We start from the raw sequence: 17,264 nt of genomic DNA, 5'->3' as shown, positions 1-17,264 counted from the left end.
AGGATTTATGTCAGATATCCGTACCAGCCGTAAATCTATCATCGCATTAGGTGTACTGAGTGCCCCTTTGTTGCTGATGTATCTGTATCTCATCATCGATACTTTCTCTAATACCGCACCGGGGGCGCTATTGCCCTACGAATTCACCTTAGAGCATTGGCGGTTCTTGTGGGAAGACTTACCCGGTAAACCAAATATTTGGGGCGTAACATTCAATACCTTTGTGTTCTCGGTGGTCTCAACCTTGCTGACGCTATGTATCGCATCGACTGCCGCTTACGCACTATCGCGGTTGAATATTCCAATGCGCAGCTTTTTCCTTGGCGGCGTGATGGTGTTGCACTCATTCCCAACGGTCACCCTGTTAATTGCGATATTTTTGATCCTGCAATACGTCGGCCTATACGACACTTTGATCGGCGTTATTTTGGTAAAAGCGTCACTTGAGCTGCCATTTGGTATTTGGATTTTAAAAGGTTTCTACGACTCTGTGCCATGGGAGATAGAAATGGCTGCCATGCAAGACGGTGCAAGCCGTTTTACCGTGTGGCGTAAAATCGTTCTGCCTCAAGTTGGTTCGGCGTTAACTGCACTGGGCATCTTTTCATTCCTCGCAAGTTGGAGTGAGTTCATTCTGCCACAGGTATTAGCACCGGGTAACGATGCACAAGTTCTATCGGTCTACTTGGCTGGCTTAATCGCCGATGACAACAACTTTGATATGGCAATGTTTAAATCTGTCGGGCTGTTCTATGTACTGCCCGTGATCATTCTTTTCGCAATTTTCCAAAAACAGCTAATGAACATGTACAGCGGAGGCAATAAAGGCTAATGGGTATTCAAATTAACAACTTCACAAAAACGTTTGGGGATACCACCGTTATTGACAACCTGAACTTAGAAATTGGTTCTGGTGAAATGATCGCCCTACTTGGTCCCTCTGGCTGCGGCAAGTCGACCACGTTGTTTGCCATTAGCGGCATCCACAAGATTGACAGCGGTAGTATTGTTTTTGCTGGCAAAGATGTCACGAAGCTACCACCGCAAGAACGCAATGTCGGCGTGATCTTCCAGTCATATGCGCTATACCCGCACATGACTGTTGAAGAAAACATCGCATTTCCGCTGATGATCCGCAAAGAAAGCAAAGCTGAAATTAAACGCAAAGTCACCGACATAGCCAAGCTGGTTCGAATTGACAACTTATTGCACCGCAAACCAGCCGAACTGTCTGGCGGCCAACAGCAACGTGTTTCTTTAGCTCGTGCCATTGTACGTGAACCGGATGTATTGCTACTGGATGAGCCACTGGCCAACCTTGATGCCAAGTTACGCCTTGAGATGCGATCTGAGATCCGTCGTATTCAACAAGAAACGGGCATTACCGCCGTCCTGGTTACCCACGACCAAGTGGAAGCAATGAGCATGTGTGATCGTATTGCCATTATGAACGGTGGCAAGATTGTACAGGTTGATGCCCCGACCGAGATGTATTCCAACCCAGTAAATGAATTCGTTGCCGGCTTTTTGGGCAATCCACCCATTTCATTCATTTCTGGTGAGATTTGCAACAACCGTTTTATCAACGGAGAAGATGGGATCACCCTGCCGCTCGTTGAAGGACACAGCGATAATCAAACCGTTAAAGTTGGCTTACGCCCAGAGCACGTCATTCTATGTAGCCAAGAAAACAGCAACGAAGAAAATACCGCGACTGTGTGCTTCATTGAGAACCAAGGCCGTGAAAACCTCTATGACCTAAAACTACCCGATGGCAACATCATCCGCACAATCCAACCTGTACGTGATGACCTAAGCCTTGGCGATACTGTTCATTGGGCTATAAAAGCTAAACACATTCTAATTTTCGACCAACAGGGAGACCGCCTACATGCTGCGCCAGCAACGTTTAAAAAAGCTAGTTAATCGAGCTAATCAGTTTCCTCTTTGCATTGCCCACCGTGGTGCAAGTGGCCATAAGTTAGAAAACACACTTGAAGCATTTGCCTATGCCGCAAAACTCAACGCTGAAATGTGGGAAATTGATGTTCGCTTAACCGCTGATGGCACCTGTGTTGTAAGTCACGATGATAATCTCATGCACACCGCAGGTATTGATGTTGATATCTCTAAAATGACCTACAAAGCCCTGCAACAGCATGCTTTGTTCAATGGCGAGCTGGTACCAACGTTCGAACAGGTACTTGCACTGGCAATCGACACCGATTGTGGCCTTTATATTGAATTGAAAGGTGAAGGGGCTGGTCTGGAAGTATTACGTATTCTTGATACACAACCGTATGAGAACATCAGTATTGGCAGTTTTACTCCTGAGTGGGTCGCCGAGCTGGATGAGTATGGCTGCCCTTACCCACTTTCGGTACTTGTTCGTGTGGGTGATTGCCCATTCGAACAAGCAGAAAAAGCAAAAGCCGATATGATTCACCTCTGCTGGGAGCGTGCTTCAGATACACCACATAAGCTCTTAACCCCAGCACTGATGGACAAGGCAAAAAGCCTGAACTTACCCGTCATTATTTGGCATGAAGAACGACCAAGCGAAATTGAAAAACTGATCAAGATGCCGGTGGTAGGCATCTGTTCCGATCTCCCTGAGTTAATTACAGGCCATCGCCCAGATCCGAGTAACCCCATCGAATTGGTATTACACCGTGGTGCCAATGATGTCGCACCAGAAAATACTCAAGCAAGTGCAGTTATTGGTTATCGTATGGGTGCCAAAGTCATTGAGCTGGATCTCAATACCAGTGCCGATGGTAAATTGATGGTGATCCACGATTTAACCGCTGATCGTACGACCAGCTTGCAGGGCTTAATCCGCGAATTAGACAGCCACCAGCTAATGGGGAGCGATGCGGGAAGCTGGTTCGATAAAAGTTTTAAGCAAGAACACGTTAAGCTTTTTGCTGATTACCTGGTGCTATCCGCTAACTTTGATGGTCAACTGTATGTTGAGCTAAAAGAAGCAAATGTCGACCACGTTATGCAAGAAGTCATTCAGCACGATGCCATCGAACGTTGTTTTTTTTGGAGCTTTAACAGCGAATATCTCGACGAAATACGTACTCGCTACCCCGACGCAAAACTCATGAAACGCCGTCAAGATTTTGCTTCATTAGAATTGCTCGTCGAAGCAGGTAAGCCCGCTATTATTGAGTATGACTACCTAATTGATAACTTAGATGAGTTTAGCCAGTGTCGAGACCAAGGGATCAAAGTGATGCTTCGCTATCCGGGTAGCGATCTTAACTCGTGGATTGAGCTTATCAAGTTACAACCGGATATGGTTAATATCGATCATCCTTTTGCCTTTATCAAAGCCTACAAACTATGGCTGGCACAGGAGTAGCACTTGAGTAACTCCAAGGTAAAACAAGTCACGTCTGTTGACGTCGCCAAAGCAGCTGGGGTTTCCCGAGCTGCGGTCTCTCGGACATTCTCTAATAACGGCTATGTCTCAGAAGCGACAAAAGAGAAAGTACTTATTGCTGCGAAAACGCTTGGCTATCGCGTTAATCACCTTGCACGCAGTCTAAACCGCCAGCGCTCTGACTTGGTGGGTTTAGTGGTGGCGGATATGGATAATCCATTCCGTAGCCAACAGGTTAATGATTTAAGCGAAGCAATTTTGGCCAATAACTATCGCCCTCTGCTGATCCCGACGGCAAAAGGGCGAGACAGCTCGCAGGTCATTGATATGCTTCTGCATTACAACGTATCTGGCGTGATTATTACCTCAGATACGCCACCTGCGGCTATCTATCAAAACTGTGCTGAGCATCAGGTTCCAGTCGTACTCATCAATAAGCAAGATGAACACCCTTTTGTCGATCGCGTATTTTGCGACAACATCAAAGGCATTAAGTTAATTATTGATGCCTTTCGCGAGAAGCAATGCCAGCATATTGTCGTCGTCAGCTCGGAAGCTAACTCCTACAGTATCCGAAAGCGTGAACAACTTTTTTGCCAATACGCCCAGCAAATAGGGCTAACGACAGACGTCGTTTATCCACATACCCACTGTTATCAAGGTGGGCTAGAGGCCGCTGATAAGCTGTCTCAATTAACCACTCAACCAGATGGTATTTTCTGCACTAATGATTATCTCGCATTGGGCGTCATTGATGGAATCAGAGAAACCCAAGGCCAAGATATTCTCGCCAACCTGCCAATCGCAGGGTTTGATGACATGTTGCAAGCTAAATGGAAGAGCTACCAATTAACCACGATCAAACAAGCAACAGATAAAATGGCGGCCCTCTCGGTTGAACTGCTTATCAGCCGAATTCAAAACCCAGAACAAGAAGCCCGTACCTATCATCTGGATGTCTCTTTGATCCGCCGTGACTCACTGTAATGGAATAACAATGAACAACGAACTACAACAGCGCTATACCTTCGTTTGCCAACTTGCGAAAGAAGCAGGCCAGCTAGCCTACTACTACCAAAGAAAACTTATTGAAAATGGCCTGACTATTGATGTTAAAGGCCAACAAGATTTTGTGAGTGAAGCCGATAAAGAAACAGAAATATTTATTCGTCAGCAACTCACACAAACGTTCCCTCAAGATGGATTCTTAGGTGAAGAGAGCGGAGAAGGTAGTGGTCAACATAACGGCGAAGAAAACGATAACGATAGCACTACCGGTACCTGGGTCGTTGACCCGATCGACGGCACAACCAATTTTCTTCGCAAACAGCCAATGTGGTGTGTTTCTATCGCCTACTTAGTTGATGGGGTACCTGTCATTGGTGCAATTTACGACCCTTGCCATGACGAGCTGTTTTCTGCACTACACGGCGAAGGGGCATGGCTTAATGAGCAGCCTCTCAAAGTCAACCAAGGAAGCAATGACATGGTCGGTTTGGTCAATCTGGGGTATTCCGCCAAGATGCCTCTCGATACTTACCTCACGACCATGAAACGATTGCTAGATCATGGCATCGAACATCGCCGCCATGGTTCAGCGGCCCTCGGTTTAGCGCATGTTGCTGCTGGTCGTTTCGATGGCTATCGTGAAGATTTTCTTAACGCATGGGACATTATGGCTGGTGTTGTGATCCTTCAAGAAGCAAGTGCTGACGTTATCCTCAATGAAGTACCGGGTGGTTATACTATTCAAGCCTGCACCCCCGCATTAACCGACTTACTTAAGGGCTAAAGTTTAAAGGCTAAAGTTCATCAGTAAACCTAGATATTCATGGTGCCGGTAATAAGCATATTGCTTGGTCGCCATGAATTGCTGTTCATTTCATTCTCGGCTCTACATCCATGAAAATAAAACCAACACTAAACCACACGCATAGCTTGTGGTTAATCAGTCTTGTTCCTTTAATATGGGGAATGCTGACAGCAACAACCAACCTGCTTGTGCCCTATTTAAAAGACGTTTATTCACTTAGCTATACCCAGTCTATTTGGGTACAGGTCATCTTCTCTTCGACCCCCATTTTAGCTAGCCTTCCTACCGCAGCGCTTATAGGTCGCATCGGCTTTAAATCAAGTTTACAGCTCTCGTTAATATGCTCCGCTCTTAGTTGTTTACTTATGCTACCAGCAGGTGCGTATGCCTCTTACACAGCAACATTAGTGGCTATTTCTGTAGTTGCCGTAGCCGTTACCGCCTTACAAGTCGTTACGAACCCGATAATTGCTGAGCTTGGTCCTGAAGCTGGCGCTTCACAACGCCTCACATTTAGTTCAACCGTTAACGCGCTTGGCGTCACACTTGCCCCCATGCTTGCAGCCGGTTTTTTATTCCGTAGCTATGAACAAACGACAGCTGAGCAAGCCAACAACGTCCTGATCCCCTTCATCAGCTTGACGGTACTCATTACTATCATTAGTTTCGCACTAAGAAAAATACCTATTGCCTATCCTGCTAGGCCAGCGACGAGGCACTCGAATGACCCGTCAAAGCCAAATCGCGTTATGGCGATAAAGCAGCGCCATTTCTGGCTCGGGGTAATTGCAATATTCTGTTATACCGGTGCAGAAGTAAGTACTGGTACTTTTCTCATTAGTTACTTGAGTAATGCGGGGGGGATGACCTTTGCTGAAGCCAGTCGCTACATCGCAATTTATTGGGCAGGGGCAATGATCGGCCGCCTGATCGGCACTGTCTTATTTCTTAAAATTAATGCCCGCAAAATATTAATCTTGAACACAGTACTTGCGGCTTGTTTTGCCTTAACAGCTATTCTACTCCCAAGTAGAAGCGGCGGGCTCTTACTGGTATCACTCGGACTTTGCCATTCCATCATGTATCCGGTGATCTTCTCACTCGCGGTTAAAAACCTTGGGGATAACATGGCGAAAGCAACGGGTATCTTGGTGATGGCAGGGTGTGGCGGAGCAATTCTGCCCTTTGTTCAAGCCTTACTCGCAGATCGTCTATTCATTGCCGATACCTTCTGGCTTGGGTTTGGGTGCTACGCATTTATTTTATTTTATGCCACCGTCGGGTTTCGTGTCATCGCTAATCGGTCAACTCAACCCAATAGCACCGTGGCTATGCAAGCTCACCACCCTGACTCGCAATAAAGTATACAAATCAAACGACAAAAGCCCGCTTTACAGCGGGCTCTATCAATATAACCTTTTCAAACAATCAACGATGCTGCTTACTTTCTTTAATTGGTCGATAAATATACTTAAAACCAACTCTGAAAATTTGAATGATGATCACCGCCTGCATCAAAAAAGAGCTTACATAATGGAAATATTCATCGACAGGGTAAAACTGATTCTCTAGTGAAATCGTGGCCATCACCATCCCAGCGAGGATCAACACAGTAATAACCACGTTAAAGGCAATCATAAAAAGGTTTTTCAAAATATTCATAAACTTACCAATACCACACCGATGATTTGTTGCTGGTGTACTATTACCTTGAAAATAAAAAACAGTATTTTATATTTAAAGGCATTTTAGTGCAAACCTCTCAATGCTTACCTTTTAAGCAGCGACCATAACCGTATTACTCTCTTTCCTCTTTCGCATAGCGATTCGCTAAAATAGCACAGTAAAAAATCTGAATTTGATGGTAGAACATAATAGGCAGCAATATCATGCCTATCATTGGGTTGGCACCAAATATTACTTTTGCCATGGGTACACCCGCTGCCAGTGTTTTCTTGGTACCACAAAACACTGCAGCAATTTCGTCTTCACGGCTAAAGCCAGCACGACGAGCAAACCACTGCATACTATGTACGACTACCAGCAAAATCACGGTAGTAAGTGCTAACGTCAGTAACAATGTCGAAAGCGCGAAATCTTGCCATATTCCATCAACCACTGAATCACTGAATGCGTTGAACACAATCATCAAAATGACCCACTTATCGATTTTATTGATGATGGCTTTATGTCTCTCCAGTGTCTTCATTAGGGCTGAACGTGCTAGTTGACCCAGTACCATTGGCAGCAACAGCATGGTTGCGATAGATTTTACCGTTGCCAGAATGTCCATTTGCACGCCTTCCATACCCATGAAAACTTGGATAAGAAGCGGCGTGATCACGACACCCAGCAAACTCGATAATGAAGCATTAAAGATCGCACCCGGAATATTACCCTTGGCGACACTGGTCATTGCTACTGAAGAGGAGATAGTACTTGGCAAAACAAAAAGGTAACAGAAGCCAAATGCCAGTGCGGCAGGCATCATGGCATGAAATGCTGAGCCAAAGATAAGCCATAGCAGAGGGTAAGCAATAAACGTGGCACTCTGAACAAATAGGTGTAATTTCCAGTTTTTCACCCCTTGCTTAATCGCTTGAGGCGATAGCCCTACCCCATGCAAAAAGAATACTAACGCAATACCTAGCGCGGTTACTTTATCAAGGTGTAATAGACCGTTTGTTTGCCCAACAGTGGGCATAATAACAGCCAGTACGATTGCCATTAACATACCGCTTAAAAACCATTCTTTCTTAAAATACTGAACTATCTTACCTAGCACTTTGCACCTACTTGTGATCATATTGTGTCAACATGTCCCTGACGTCATGTTGGCATCCATTACACAATAGGTTACGCTAAACATCACTTCCTGCTATCGCAAATAAGTCATAATATGTCGCATACCAGACAAGAACGCCCTATACCCACGTTCAAAACGTTGCCGCGTCCGGTCTATGCTCGTGTTGAAAACTGGGATGACTCTGGCAGCCACACTCAATGGCATACCCACCATTGGGGCCAATGGTCCTATGCTGTTGAGGGTATATTGGTTGTGCACACTCAAGATGGTCACTATGTAGCGCCACCACAATATGCTATTTGGATACCAGAAGGCGTAAACCACCGGGTTATTTCCAATGGCGCAGCACAAATGCGTAGCTTATATATTTCATCAGATCTTCTCAATGAAGCGAGCTGGCACCAGCCAAGGGTATGTAGCATATCGCCATTGGTAAGAGAGCTGGTCTTACAATTTTGCCAGTTTGATAGTCATTACACTCTTAATGGCACAGATAGTCGTTTAGTCCAAGTACTGATCGATCAGATCTCTTTGCTGCCAACGGCCACCACACAACTCGTCATGCCAAGCGACAAGCGCCTGCTCACTATCGCACAAAGGCTACAAGCCGATATTGCTCAGCAAACCGATATTGAGCAACTCGGTGAACAAGTGGGTTTATCTGGTAGAAGTATCAGCCGCTTGTTCAAACAAGAAACTGGGCTTAACTTTCAACAATGGCGACAACGACTAAGATTATTAGAAGCCTTGAGCCAACTCGAGCATGGTGACCCTGTAACAAAAGTATCATTAGAGTGCGGCTACGATTCCGTATCAGCCTTCGTCTCTGTGTTCAAAAAACAGTTTGGTGCAACGCCGGGGAAATATTTTCGCCAAGTCTAATTTTATATTCCTTAATCGCTATCACTTAATTAAATAACATTTCTGGAATTCATCTTTAAACACTTGCTCAAAAAACGATTGAACGGTCGTTCAATCAATTCTATAGTTATCTCAAGTCAATGGGAAAAGCCCTAATCAAACCATTACAAAGAGAAAACATCATGACTGAAAAAATTAAACTCGACATTATTTCCGACGTGGTTTGCCCATGGTGTGCAGTCGGCTATAAACATTTAGAAGCCGCTATCTCTGAGCTTGGCCTTCAAGATAGAGTCGAAATTGAATGGCAGCCATTTGAGCTTAATCCGGATATGCCATCAAAGGGTGAAAACCTCCGTGAACATATTATGAAAAAATACGGTTCTAGTGCCAAAGAAAGTGCGCAAGCAAGAACTAGGATCACTCAAGCAGGGGCAGAGCACGGATTCACATTCGACTTCTTTGACGATATGAGAATGGTTAACACACTGGATTCACATGTTTTGCTAGAGTTCGCCAAAGAATCAGGCAATCAAACCGAACTTAAATTACGTCTCTTTAATGCATACTTCAGTGAGCATAAAGATATTTCTAAGAGAGACACGTTACTTCAAGAGCTTCAAACGGTTGGTCTAGATATCAATGAAGCCGTTAGAAGACTTGAAGACCATGCATTTGGTGAAGAAGTACGCAATCAAGAAGCCTATTGGCAACAACTGGGTATTTCAGCCGTACCAACGGTTGTTATTAATCGAGAAAGCGCTCTTGCTGGGGCACAAACCGTTGAAACTTATAAACAAGTACTCAAGCAAGTGCTTACCGAGCTTGCCTCAGAGCAATAGCCTCATTAGCCCTGCCTACTTGTATCAGCTAGAACTCAAAAGCCGCTCAGGTTACAATTGAACGGCCGTTCATAGCTGCTGGAGAGGAATACTACATCATGGCAAAAACTGCGAAATTCAACCGCGATGACGTCATTAAGAAAGCCACTAACCTGTATTGGGAAAAAGGCTTTCACGGCACTTCCATGAGAAATCTACAGGATGTCATCGATATGCGTCCCGGTAGTATTTATGCTTCTTTTGGTAGCAAGGAAAACTTATTCAAAGAAGCGATTAAACATTACGCAAGCATTAGCCAAGATCTCCTTAACGCATGCCGAGCTGACACCGACTCACCACTCGACGCCCTGAAAATATTCATAAAAAAAGCGGTACTTGATAGCCAGCAAACAGCTCCAAATGGTATGTGCATGCTGGTGAAAACCATCGCGGAGCTAACCGAGGAGCAGGAGGATCTACTCACAGAGGCGAAACACCTTCTCGCCAATATTGAAAATGCGTTTGCTAATGTCCTTCAAGAAGCCATTGAAAAAGGTGAGTTAGACAAGTCGAAAGATCCGCATCAACTCGCTAAATACGTCCAAATTCAAATTATGGGCTTACGAACTTATCTTCGTACTACTGGTAATACTTCGGCTGTTGAACAGCTAATTGATAATATGTTTAGCTGTGAGCTAGCAGGTTGAGTTTATTGAAGTCGTAATGGGAGAGCAGATTAAGTCGCACCTCGCCACCGAAGCTGATCGTTTGACCTAACGCACTTTTGCCCCAAAACGTGTTTAAATAGCAGTAAACCTTCATAAGAATAATTTGGTCAACAGGTTGTTGGCTAAATTGCGAAACAAGATGTTTCGTAAATCATCTCTGCCCCAAAGCTTTTTAGCCTCTGAGTCATTTGCGATTTACTGCATTTGCTTTCCGATAGAAAAGCTTATGTTCAGCTCTATCGGCTATTGTCAGTCTCAAAAACTCACCCCCCCCTTCACAGTTTTTTTTCTTAAATTGAAAATCTGGAAATAATACWATTAGTTCAAATAAATAACGATTAATAGGAACCTCTGAGCTGACCTATACTTACAAACGATGCTTAAAAGCTAGGAGAAAGCTTACAAGAYCATCAACATCAACTTCTCTTACTTAGGGCGGTGTAATGGCTACAGGTTCGCGAAATGRAGGGCAGATTCCTAAAGCTTTGGAATTTGATCGCATACTCGATGCTGCGCTGGAGATGGCGGCTGAGCGGGATGACTGGTCCAACCTTAGCTTTGTGGAACTGGCGAAATACTTCGGCACCTCCGTTAACCATATACGTCACTACTACGCGGATACCAATGCTATCGCTAATGCTTGGTTTTCACGTGCGCTTGAAGYCATGCTGRCTGCGGATCTTGAGGGCATTGAGGTGTTGCCGGTCAAAGAGAGGCTGGAGTATATTATTTGGCGCTGGTTTGAGGCTCTCGCCCCCCGTCACCGGGTAACTACTCAGATGTTGGGGGCCAAACTTCATCTACCTCACGTTCACCATTGGGTACCCATGATYTTTGATTTGTCACGTCTGGTTCAATTTTGGCGTGAAGCGGCCGGACTGCATGCAGGCGGCCGGCGCAGACAGATCGAAGAAGTTGTCCTGACGGGTATTTTTTTAGCGACTTTGCGAACATGGTGCCGGGATGAAAGCCTGCAACAATCTCAAGCGCATGCTCGACTTTTGGCCCTTCTAACAAGAGCTGAACGGTCGGTKACCTTCTGGTTCTCAACGGATCCCCATTGAAGTTACATCTATTGTTGTATAAGTGATGCAAAGCTTACTGGATGTAAGGCGCGACCAAACGGTTTACGTTGACCTGTGCCCGTAGACGGGCGCAAAGTAGATAAGTCCCTCCGATCTTTCGGTGTAGAAACAGCATATCAGTAGGCGGCAGGTGCATATAACGCTGATTCAGCCGTAGGGAGACGGCTAATTCCACGACCCKCCGKGACAGGTCGGAGGTGCCGAAATCAAATCCCCCCTGGTATCGAACCGGCTCGGCAACCGCACAGATCATCTCGTATAACCCCCGACGATACGGTATGGACTCACCTTTCCGCAGATAACCCAACTCTACAGCAGTGTTCTCAATGGCAGAAACATCGCCTTTTGTAGCCGCCTTCATCAAACGGCGGAAAGCGTCAACCAAATCATCGGAATAGTGTCGGGTGGCACCGAAGTCAAGGAGCCCTATACGGTCCTGCTCTGCCTGGTACCGGTAATTGCCAAATTGAGCGTCGGTCTGTACCAGGCCCCACTCAAACACCTCCCTCAGCASCAAAGACAGCAGTCGCGTCGCAACACGGTTCCTCACATCGATCGGTGTATTCACCAGAGTTTCGATAGGAGCCCCGGTGACGAAAGACATTGTGAGCACATYAGAAGTGGTTCGTGATCTGTCCACAGCCGGAAGATCGAAATCGGAATCCTCGCCAATAAAACGCCTGTATTCGGCGATACTATCCGCCTCGGCGCAGTAATCGGCTTCTTGGTGGAGTTGCTGTTTGGCTTCTTTAAGCAGTGTCGTGATGTCGTAGTCCCTTGGAATCAGGCGCAATAGATTGAACAGTGCCGCAACATTGTCGACGTCACTATCGATACTTTTTCGAATTCCGGGGTACTGCACCTTGATCGCCAGATGCCGACCATCCTTGGTGGTGGCTTCGTGCACCTGTCCGATGGAAGCAGCAGCAAGAGGTGTGAATGAAAACTGCTTAAAATCATCTTCCCACTTCTTACCCCAGGCGCCTTCCAGCACCTGCGCCACCTGACCCTGCGGCATGGGATGCGCGTTCTCACGCAGGGTCGCCAGAATCTCGGTCAGSATCGGAGGAAGATACTCACCCGCCTCCATCGAGAGCAGTTGGCCGACCTTCATCGCTGCGCCGCGCATCTCAGACAACCTGTYCGCCAGCAGCATGGCATTGGCCGGTGTCAGCAGTAAATCGTTTGCTTTGAGTGGTTTGCTATCAGTCAAGGCCGATGCGCCATCCCTGAGCACCTGCACGGCAACCCCTCCGAGCAGACGGCCGATCTTCAGCAAGCGGCTGGCTCGATTTATCGGAACCGGTATCTCTCTAGCCATACCGTTACATGACCTCCAACATTAGAAATATCCCCTTCTCCTAATATTAGAGGATCTATGAGTAGAGCCGCTTGCTCAACAACAGAAAAATGCAGAGCAACATCCGCGAACTGTCGATTGGAGTTCAAGCTGTTGGATAAGTAGGTTAGGAATGGGCCCTTGAAGTTAATCTGATAATGCTTTGTTCAGTATCTTCAACCKTCTTGCCCTTTGCATATCCAGTCCTGTTGCAGACTCGTTGTATATGAGTGTCCACCGCAATAAAGTATCTACCTTCATTATCTTTTAGCCACACAATCATTCTGTGCAATGATAAGTTTGCAGCTCAGTGTGAGTAGAACCTGGCTCGCTTTTGCCCCAAAATGAGTTACGCCTCCAAATCACACAATGATGCTCATTCAACTTTGATATACAAAAAGTAATAAGAGTCAAAAGGCAAGACCTGACCCCGTGATTTTTAATAGCTTCCCTTCGGCTGTGTAAAAATCGTACAGGCGTAGCCCTTTTTACAAAGTCTCATAACTACACCGCTCAATATTTAACAGGTTTTACTTGCATTCATGGAGTATTTGTACAAAATAAATCCTTTCTAACCGTATGGTAACTATGGTGATTTTATTTGCTTCGACCTGGTATGGTGGTGAAATCAGTTTTAAGAACATAACGAGATCGCGAGTTGTTCCCAGTGCGCGAAGTTAAGGTAGAGTAAATCTAGGAGTAATCGACAGGATGACAGAAGGTTTTGCCAACAACGCTACACCAAAGTATTTAGGCTATGTTTACCAAGTCTTAATCGCCATTGAGAAGTGCTTTGATGCAAAACCGAATGAGACTATCTGGATAGAGTGCTTTGGGGATGTCTATGATGGTAAGACGTTCACAGAGGTAAAACACCATCTAGAAGAACATAACTTAGCTAGTAACTCAAAAGATTTCTGGAATACTTTGAAGAACTTGGTGGTTGAAGACTCATCTATGTTTGAGCAAATTGTATTACACACGACATCTTTTGTTTCCGATAGCTCAATATTTCATGCTTGGAACACACGAAGTGCCCATGAAAAACTCAACATCATAAAGTCTCACGTACCATCATCTTCGATTAAGCCTCTCTATGACAAAATTTTTGAAGATGCATCGGATGCTGAGCTATTGAGAATATTGTCTAGATTTACAATTGACCAATCTCGGGAACATGTAGAAGAGAAATGGAAGAGCTTATTGGAAGCTCGCAAATTGAAGTGCGTGTTAGAGCAATACAGAGAAAGCATTTTCCATTGGATATACTCATACGTTAATAAAAATGCAATCGTAGACCGCCGACATTGGAAGGTTAATATCAATGATTTTGATGATGCTTTTCAGTTTCAAGTTAACAGTTGGAGTGGAGATAGCATTCCTTTTCCTGTAGACCGCACTGAGTATGACACGGAGCAGCAGCATGCTGACGGTTACTTGTTTTTATTAGAGTATAGAGATATTGGTTTGAAAGGCAGGGATAGAGGTGTTGCCCTCAATGATTACTTCAAAGCTAAAAACAGTGAAGAGAGCCTTGTAGATCTTAAACCAGACATTATGCCCGAAATTATTGATAACTATTTAGTAGATGCAGTAGAGAAAGCTACAGGGTATAAAAGACAATATGCCTATGAAATAGATTATGAAGATTTAGGTACATCTAAATCTAACAAGGCAGCTCGTGAAGCATATTTTGAATTTCATAATAGTTCGGTGTTAGAAGTGCCTGAGGTAAGTGGTACGAAACCTTACTTCATGAGAGGTAAAGTACACGAAGCTATTGATAACACCTCTTATACTTGGAAATATAGTAAAGAGGATGTTGACTAATGAATCCTCAGGTTATTAGAGATTTGAAGTATTCTCCCTCTTTTGTTGCTGAAATACTATACTCATTTATTGAAGGAGCTAGGCGAATTGATGAACGAGGCGCAAAGTTTGAGTTGATTTATCTTGTTGTTCCTTTTGTTATGGATGATGTTTTAAGGGGGAAACTGAGTAGGTCTAATGCTAGTAGTACATTTCAAACTGCATTTCTAAAAGATGATGAAATTAAAGAACGATTGTTTTTTATAAATGATAAAGTTCAATACTCAAAGTCTGTGACAAATTATGGGGTAATCTATCTCAGTTCAATTTGTGAAACTATAATTGATTCTTTCATTTTGAATGGAAATAATTTAGAAAAAACATCAATAACAAATGACTATAAAAAAGAGTTTCTAAAGGCATCTTATAACTTAGGTATTATTTTTGCAAAAGAAGGATATGTTAATGTTCTTCTTAAATCCAGGGTCACAAATATATGAAGGCTTTTTTAAAAAATATAATTCTCATTGGTCATAATGGTGATTTGAAACGTCTTGGCCTTGATCGAGGGTTAAACATAATAACAGGTGACTCTAAAACAGGTAAAAGTGCTTTAATAGAGATTGTAGATTTTTGTTTGTTTTCAAAGCGCTCTACAATCCCTGTGGGAAAAGTTACTGATTTCACAGATATATTCTGTTGTGTATTTGAACACAACAGTAAAAAGATAATCATTGGACGCTCAAATAATCAACCAACAAAGTGTTATTTTTCTGTTGAATATTCGGCTGATTTCAATGTTGATGATGAAATTAACTCTAACTATTTTAAGTCAAAAAAAACTAGAACTAGACTAGAGGTTCAAAAGGACTTCGAAGAGCACTTAGGATTATCGGTTGAAGATACATCATTGAATGATGATGACGATTATAAACTTAAGAAAGGGAAAGTCTCAATTCGGAATGCTACTTCACTATTCTTTCAGCATCAAAATTTAATAGCTAATAAACATAGTTTGTTTTATAGGTTTGACAACTTCATTAAAAGTAGAACGGTAATTGATCAGTTTCCTATATTTATGGGTTGGGTTGATAGCAGATACTACAGATTGAAGAAAAGATCTGAAGATTTAGAAAAGCAAATAAAAAAGATAGAGACAGAAGAAAAGAAAGCTCTGCTAGATATTCAAGAAAAAAGAGAAAAATTACTTTTACCAATTAGGCAGTACTATAGGGTTTTAAATCTTAAATTTTTGGATGAAGATGCATCACTGGAAAAGCTGAAATATTTAGCGAGAAACCTGCCTTCTGTACCATTGAATGTAGAACAAAATGTTGATTTCAATAAGCAGCTAAATGCCTTAGAGAAAGCAAAAGATAAAGAGCTAACGTATTTATATGAATGTAATCAATTAATAAGTCTTATTAAGGCAAACGAGGAGGAGTCAATAGATTACTCCAACTCGATGGCACGCCTTGCAGAGGTATCGCAAGATGAGTCTGCATCTAAAAATAGTGTTAGTTGCCCGTTATGTAGCACACCAGTAACCAGTGTTGTTTCTAAAGTGGAAGAGGTTAATCGCTCTAGAGCGTTACTTCTTGATGAACTCTCCCGAATTGGTAGTTACAAACAGGACAGCTCCAAGTCTCTTAACTCATTACTTTTAAAGCGAGACAAGCAAAAACAGGTCGTAGCTAATATAGAGAATGAAATTAGGCAATTAAGAAAATTATTTAGAGTTAAAAATAATCTAGATATAAGGGACTCACTAAACAATATTCGAGGAAGAATAGAGAACACCTTAGAGTTCTTTATTGAAGGGCAAAAGTTAGAAAAAACTAATCACGATCTTTCAACTATGAAAGAGGAATTGGAAACCTGTATCGGACTGATTCGAGGCTATGGTCTTGAACATAAATTTTCCGAGGCTAATGCTCTTATCAATGAGACAATGAATGAGCTTAAAAAAGACTTAGATTTTGAAGATGATTTAAGAAATGGTGAAATGAAATTCAAAACAGAAGATTTCACATTCGCTTATTACTTTAAAAAACAAGAAATACTACTATCAGAAATGGGTAGTGGTGCGAATTGGTTAGCTTGTCATCTAGCGGTTTTCTTGTCAATTTTAAAACTAACCTCAAGCTCAAACTCTGTAATACCAGCAATATTATTACTAGATCAACCTAGTCAGGTATACTTTCCAAAAGTAACAAGAAGATTTTCCTCTAATAATAAACAAGAGATATTGGGTGAAGATGAAGTTGATGAGAATATTAAACAAGTAATARATATATTCAAGGTTTTTGAGCGGTTCTTAAATGAACTTGAAAGAGATCCAAAAATTGGATTTAAACCACAGATTATAGTTTTAGAACATGCAGATGAACCTGAGTTTGATCAGTATGTTAGATATAGATGGTCTTCAAATGGTCAAAAGTTGATATAATGTGATATCAACTTTTCACCTTAAAATTAACTGCTAATGCCATCGATAAAATAAATGCTAACAATGCTCGGGGTCAGCCCTTTATTTATGCCCGAGCAAAATTTATCTGAGAGTACGACATTCACCAGAAATCGTAACACGGAAATGTCCAAAAACGAGTTT

16 protein-coding genes are annotated in these 17,264 nt (G+C 43.2%); 13 read left to right on the top strand and 3 right to left on the bottom strand.

Annotated features, from left to right (window positions below):
• Window positions 1-7 precede the first annotated feature (7 nt).
• The 6 genes from L4D09_RS13675 (at window position 8) to gluP (ending at window position 6,565) form a co-directional block, all read left to right on the top strand.
• Complete coding sequence (locus L4D09_RS13675) at window positions 8-832, top strand: carbohydrate ABC transporter permease (protein WP_428458066.1); 825 nt, start codon at window positions 8-10, stop codon at window positions 830-832.
• Window positions 832-1,926: an ABC transporter ATP-binding protein gene (locus L4D09_RS13670; protein WP_428458065.1), complete on the top strand. Its 1,095-nt coding sequence runs from the start codon at window positions 832-834 to the stop codon at window positions 1,924-1,926. The genes L4D09_RS13675 and L4D09_RS13670 overlap by 1 nt, the downstream gene beginning before the upstream one ends.
• Window positions 1,892-3,370, top strand: coding sequence for a glycerophosphodiester phosphodiesterase family protein (locus L4D09_RS13665; protein WP_428458064.1), 1,479 nt, complete (start codon window positions 1,892-1,894; stop codon window positions 3,368-3,370). The genes L4D09_RS13670 and L4D09_RS13665 overlap by 35 nt, the downstream gene beginning before the upstream one ends.
• Before the next feature lie 3 nt (window positions 3,371-3,373).
• Entirely contained in the window at window positions 3,374-4,378 is a 1,005-nt protein-coding gene (locus tag L4D09_RS13660) for a LacI family DNA-binding transcriptional regulator (protein ID WP_428458063.1), read from the top strand.
• A 10-nt stretch (window positions 4,379-4,388) separates the two neighbouring features.
• Window positions 4,389-5,183: an inositol monophosphatase family protein gene (locus tag L4D09_RS13655; RefSeq protein ID WP_428458062.1), complete on the top strand. Its 795-nt coding sequence runs from the start codon at window positions 4,389-4,391 to the stop codon at window positions 5,181-5,183.
• Between the two features lie 110 nt (window positions 5,184-5,293).
• Entirely contained in the window at window positions 5,294-6,565 is a 1,272-nt protein-coding gene (gene gluP / locus L4D09_RS13650; RefSeq protein ID WP_428458061.1) for a glucose/galactose MFS transporter, read from the top strand.
• A 67-nt stretch (window positions 6,566-6,632) separates the two neighbouring features.
• On the opposite strand, the gene L4D09_RS13645 is transcribed toward gluP, so the two are convergent.
• Both L4D09_RS13645 and L4D09_RS13640 read right to left on the bottom strand, forming a co-directional pair.
• Window positions 6,633-6,866: a hypothetical protein gene (locus tag L4D09_RS13645; protein ID WP_428458060.1), complete on the bottom strand. Its 234-nt coding sequence runs from the start codon at window positions 6,864-6,866 to the stop codon at window positions 6,633-6,635.
• A gap of 136 nt (window positions 6,867-7,002) precedes the next feature.
• Entirely contained in the window at window positions 7,003-8,010 is a 1,008-nt protein-coding gene (locus L4D09_RS13640) for a bile acid:sodium symporter family protein (RefSeq protein WP_428458059.1), read from the bottom strand.
• A gap of 93 nt (window positions 8,011-8,103) precedes the next feature.
• On the opposite strand from L4D09_RS13640, the gene L4D09_RS13635 reads away from it, so the two are divergent.
• The 4 genes from L4D09_RS13635 to L4D09_RS13620 all read left to right on the top strand — a co-directional run bounded on the left by L4D09_RS13635 (window position 8,104) and on the right by L4D09_RS13620 (window position 11,484).
• Window positions 8,104-8,892 (top strand): AraC family transcriptional regulator, encoded by a 789-nt coding sequence (locus tag L4D09_RS13635; RefSeq protein ID WP_428458058.1) that lies wholly within the window; start codon window positions 8,104-8,106, stop codon window positions 8,890-8,892.
• A 161-nt stretch (window positions 8,893-9,053) separates the two neighbouring features.
• Window positions 9,054-9,713 carry a DsbA family oxidoreductase gene (locus tag L4D09_RS13630; protein WP_428458057.1) on the top strand — a complete coding sequence of 220 codons (660 nt, stop codon included), beginning with the start codon at window positions 9,054-9,056 and terminating at the stop codon, window positions 9,711-9,713.
• A gap of 98 nt (window positions 9,714-9,811) precedes the next feature.
• Window positions 9,812-10,399, top strand: a complete 588-nt coding sequence (locus L4D09_RS13625; protein ID WP_428458056.1) for a TetR/AcrR family transcriptional regulator — start codon at window positions 9,812-9,814, stop codon at window positions 10,397-10,399.
• Between the two features lie 464 nt (window positions 10,400-10,863).
• Window positions 10,864-11,484, top strand: a complete 621-nt coding sequence (locus tag L4D09_RS13620) for a hypothetical protein (protein ID WP_428458055.1) — start codon at window positions 10,864-10,866, stop codon at window positions 11,482-11,484.
• A 34-nt stretch (window positions 11,485-11,518) separates the two neighbouring features.
• Here L4D09_RS13620 and L4D09_RS13615 read toward each other — a convergent pair whose 3' ends face one another.
• Window positions 11,519-12,784 carry an ABC1 kinase family protein gene (locus L4D09_RS13615; protein WP_428458054.1) on the bottom strand — a complete coding sequence of 422 codons (1,266 nt, stop codon included), beginning with the start codon at window positions 12,782-12,784 and terminating at the stop codon, window positions 11,519-11,521.
• Between the two features lie 771 nt (window positions 12,785-13,555).
• Between L4D09_RS13615 and L4D09_RS13610 the strand changes: the two genes are divergently transcribed.
• Genes L4D09_RS13610 through L4D09_RS13600 form a run of 3 tightly spaced genes read left to right on the top strand, consistent with a single transcriptional unit; the run spans window position 13,556 to window position 17,102 of the window.
• Window positions 13,556-14,674 (top strand): hypothetical protein, encoded by a 1,119-nt coding sequence (locus L4D09_RS13610; RefSeq protein ID WP_428458053.1) that lies wholly within the window; start codon window positions 13,556-13,558, stop codon window positions 14,672-14,674.
• Window positions 14,674-15,153 carry a three component ABC system middle component gene (locus tag L4D09_RS13605; RefSeq protein ID WP_428458052.1) on the top strand — a complete coding sequence of 160 codons (480 nt, stop codon included), beginning with the start codon at window positions 14,674-14,676 and terminating at the stop codon, window positions 15,151-15,153. Before L4D09_RS13610 ends, L4D09_RS13605 begins: the two co-directional genes overlap by 1 nt.
• Complete coding sequence (locus L4D09_RS13600; protein WP_428458051.1) at window positions 15,150-17,102, top strand: DUF3732 domain-containing protein; 1,953 nt, start codon at window positions 15,150-15,152, stop codon at window positions 17,100-17,102. Before L4D09_RS13605 ends, L4D09_RS13600 begins: the two co-directional genes overlap by 4 nt.
• The last annotated feature ends 162 nt before the right edge of the window (window positions 17,103-17,264 follow it).

This window comes from Photobacterium makurazakiensis (assembly GCF_050336715.1).
In the GTDB taxonomy this organism is placed as follows: Bacteria; Pseudomonadota; Gammaproteobacteria; order Enterobacterales; family Vibrionaceae; genus Photobacterium; species Photobacterium makurazakiensis.
The sequence above is the reverse complement of the archived record's forward strand: the minus strand, read 5'-3'. Positions and strand labels throughout refer to the sequence as shown.